The organism is Aquabacterium sp. UBA2148, from assembly GCF_002328915.1.
Taxonomy (GTDB): domain Bacteria; phylum Pseudomonadota; class Gammaproteobacteria; order Burkholderiales; family Burkholderiaceae_C; genus Aquabacterium; species Aquabacterium parvum.
The window spans coordinates 16564-19791 of the sequence record NZ_DCXA01000250.1 but is presented as its reverse complement, the minus strand read 5'-3'; the positions used below and the strand labels follow the sequence as shown (position 1 = coordinate 19791).

Sequence of the window (3228 nt, the reverse complement as noted above, 5' to 3'; positions counted from 1 at the left end):
CCTGCTGGTGGAGTGGCGCATGGCCGGCCAGGGCAGCAGCCAGCTGCGCCAGGGCGGCATCCAGACGGGCCGGGTCATCATCGACAGCCGCCGGGGCGTGATCGGCCAGGCCGGCGTCACCTACGGCACCACGCAGACCGAGTCCAGCGGCAACTCGGTGCAGCAGGTGACGGTGCTCAACGGTGGGCGCGCGCGCCTGTTCTTTGGCAGCTCGCAACCGGTGACGACCTGGCAATGGGCCTGGGGGCCGGGCCAAGGGGGCGGCGGTGGTGGTGGTTGGACGTCGTACGGACCACTTGAAGGCGCGGGCCAAGGCGGCGACGAAATGGCCCAGCGCCACGGCGGGCGCGAGCGAGGTCAGCGGGGCGACGATGGCCAACAGGGACAAAGCGGCTGGAGTGGCCGCAACAGCCCCGTCCAGGTTGTGCCGCAAACCACCTGGATCGACCTGGGCCAGGGCCTGATCGTGACCCCGCGCTGGCCGGGCGGCCGCGCGCCCGTGACGGTCGAGCTCGAAGCGCGCTCCAGCGAGCCGGCCCAGCCTGGCGGTGCCTACTCGGGCCGCGTGGACCCGGACGGCCAGGTCCGCCGCGACGAGGTCAGCAGCACCGTCAGCGTGCCCCTGGGCGAGTGGACGGTGGTGGCGCGCAACGGCGGGCAAAACGCTCGCACGCAATCCGGTACGCTGTCCACCCGGAGCCTGGACGAAAGCCGGTCGGAGCAACTGGAGATCCGGGTCACCGCGCCCTGATCCGTCCACCGATGGCCCTGCACGGGCCTCCCACCCACCCAAGACAAGACCACCATGAGCGAGACCCCCCGCAGCCCCTTCACCCCGGCCGTGCAGGCCTTGATGGACAACGTCAAACGGGCCGGCTTTCCGCCCATCCACACGCAGCCCGTCGAGCAGGCTCGCCAGTCCTACAAGATCGGGGTGGGCGCCACCACCGCGCCGCCGCTGCCCATGGCCCGGGTCGAAGACTTCACCATCCCGGGGCCGGCCGGCGAGCTGCGCGCCCGCCTGTGGGCCCCCAGCACCGAGCCTGAGCTGCCGGTGCTGCTGTACCTGCACGGCGGCGGCTTCGTCATCGGCGGCATCGAAACCTGCGAGTCCATGTGCACCGTGCTGGCGCAGCACTCCGGCGGTGCCGTGTTGGCGATCGACTACCGCCTGGCGCCCGAGCACCGCTTCCCAGCTGGCCTGGACGACAGCTTCGCGGCGCTGCAATGGCTGGTGGCGAACGGCCGCAGCAAGGGACTGGACCCCAGCCGCATCGCCGTGGGCGGCGACAGCGCGGGTGGCACCCTGGCGGCGGTCACGGCCCTGCTGGCACGCGACGCCGGCATCCCCCTGGTGCTGCAGGCCCTGTTCTACCCCTCGGTGCAGCTGGGCATGAAGACGAATTCGCTGCTGACCTACTCGGCCAACACCCTGCTGTCGTGGGACCTGATGCACTGGTTCGAGACGAACGCGCGTGGCGGCGTGCTGCGCGAACGCTGGCACCGCGAGCCCCTGCACGCCCCGGCGCACGCGGGTGTGGCCCCAGCCTGGATCGGCCTGGCCGAATGCGACCCGCTGACCGACGAGGGCAAGCTCTACGCGCAAAAGCTGCAGGATGCGGGCGTGCCGGCCGAGCTCACCGTCTGGCCCGGCGTCATCCACGACTTCATCAACCTGGGCCGATTCATCCCCGAAGCGGCCGACGCGCACCGCCAGCTGGCGGCGGCGCTGCAGCGCGCTTACCAGCGCTGATCAGCCTGTGTGATCAGGCCTGGGTGACGCGCCCGGAGGTGCGCGCTGAGGTGCGCCCGGGGTTGCGACACAGGTCGTTGCAAACCCCAGGTGAGCCGGGGCCGGTCGTGGCACGCCCCTTGCAAACTGGGCGTGGCACCATGTCCCACCCTGCTTCGCTGCCCGCTGACGCCCTGCTTGCCGAGCCCGCCCCCCAGGCGGCCCGTGCTGCCACCGTCTGGCGCGACCGCCTGAGCCTGCTGCTCGACGCCACCGGCGAAGGCATCTACGGCGTGGACACCGAAGGGCGCTGCAGCTTCATCAACCCGGCGGCGGCGCGCATGCTCGGCTACACGGCCGACGAGGTGCTGGGCCGCAACATGCACGAGCTCACGCACCACCATCACGCGGATGGCGCGCATTACCCGGTGGACGATTGCCCGATCTTTCGGGCCTTCCGCGCCGGGGTGCCCTGCCGCATCGACAGCGAGGTGCTGTGGCGCCGTGACGGCACGCCCATGGCGGTCGAGTACACCTCCTACCCCATCCTGGACGCGGGCGAGGTGCTGGGCGCGGTGGTCACGTTTGTCGACATTGGCGAGCGCAAGCAGCAAGAGCAACAGCTGCTGCAAGCCCGCGAACAACTCGAGCGCCGCGTGGCCGAACGCACACAGGCCCTCAGCCAGGCCCTGGCCCAGCTGCGCGACCTGCAGGCCCACCTCGAACACGTGCGCGAAGACGAACGCACCCGCATCGCCCGCGAGATCCACGACGAGCTGGGCAGCCTGCTGGTGGGCCTGAAGATGGACGTGAGCTGGCTCGAAAAGCGCGTGGCCGATGAACCGACGCTGCGTTGCAAGTGCCACGGCATGCGCGGCTTGATCGACAACGCGGTGGAAAACGTCGGCCGCATCATCACCGACCTGCGCCCCTCCATCCTCGACCACCAGGGCCTGTGGGCCACGCTGGCCTGGCAGGTGCAGGACTTCATCGACAGCAGCGAGCTGACCTGCCACTGGACGATCGACATCGCGCCCAACCTGCCCGCGCCCGAGGGCGACCAGGCCACGGCCATCTTCCGCATCTTTCAAGAGATGCTCAGCAACGTGGCGCGCCACGCGCGGGCCAGCGATGTGACGATTCGCGTGCGCGCCACGCCGGGTGATTTGACCTTGCTGGTGAAAGACAACGGCAAGGGCGCGCCCCCCAGCGCCTTCGAGCGCGCCGACGCCTTCGGCGTGATGGGCATGCGCGAGCGCGCCGGGCACCACGGCGGCTGGTTGCAGATCACCAGCGAGCCGGGGCAGGGCACCCAGGTGATCTTGAGCATGCCGCTGGAGCGCTCGCGCCAGCAGGAGCGCGCAGCATGAGCACGCCGGGCACCGTGCGCGTGATGATCGTGGACGACCACCGCATCGTGCGCGAGGGGCTGCGCCAGGTGCTGGCCGACTACGAAGGCATCACCGTGGTGGCGGACGCCGCGCACGGCGGCGAGG

The 3228-nt window shown here is 70.8% G+C and carries 2 protein-coding genes and 1 pseudogene; all 3 read left to right on the top strand.

Annotated elements, in window-relative coordinates; all coding sequences use genetic code 11:
- Positions 1–751, top strand: a pseudogene (locus tag B2W70_RS13920) (hypothetical protein); the annotation flags it as partial.
- Between the two features lie 54 nt (positions 752–805).
- Entirely contained in the window at positions 806–1753 is a 948-nt protein-coding gene (locus B2W70_RS13915; protein ID WP_286746568.1) for an alpha/beta hydrolase, read from the top strand.
- A gap of 140 nt (positions 1754–1893) precedes the next feature.
- On the top strand, positions 1894–3102 hold the full coding sequence (locus B2W70_RS13910) for a sensor histidine kinase (RefSeq protein ID WP_286746566.1): 1209 nt from the start codon (positions 1894–1896) through the stop codon (positions 3100–3102).
- Positions 3103–3228 lie beyond the last annotated feature (126 nt).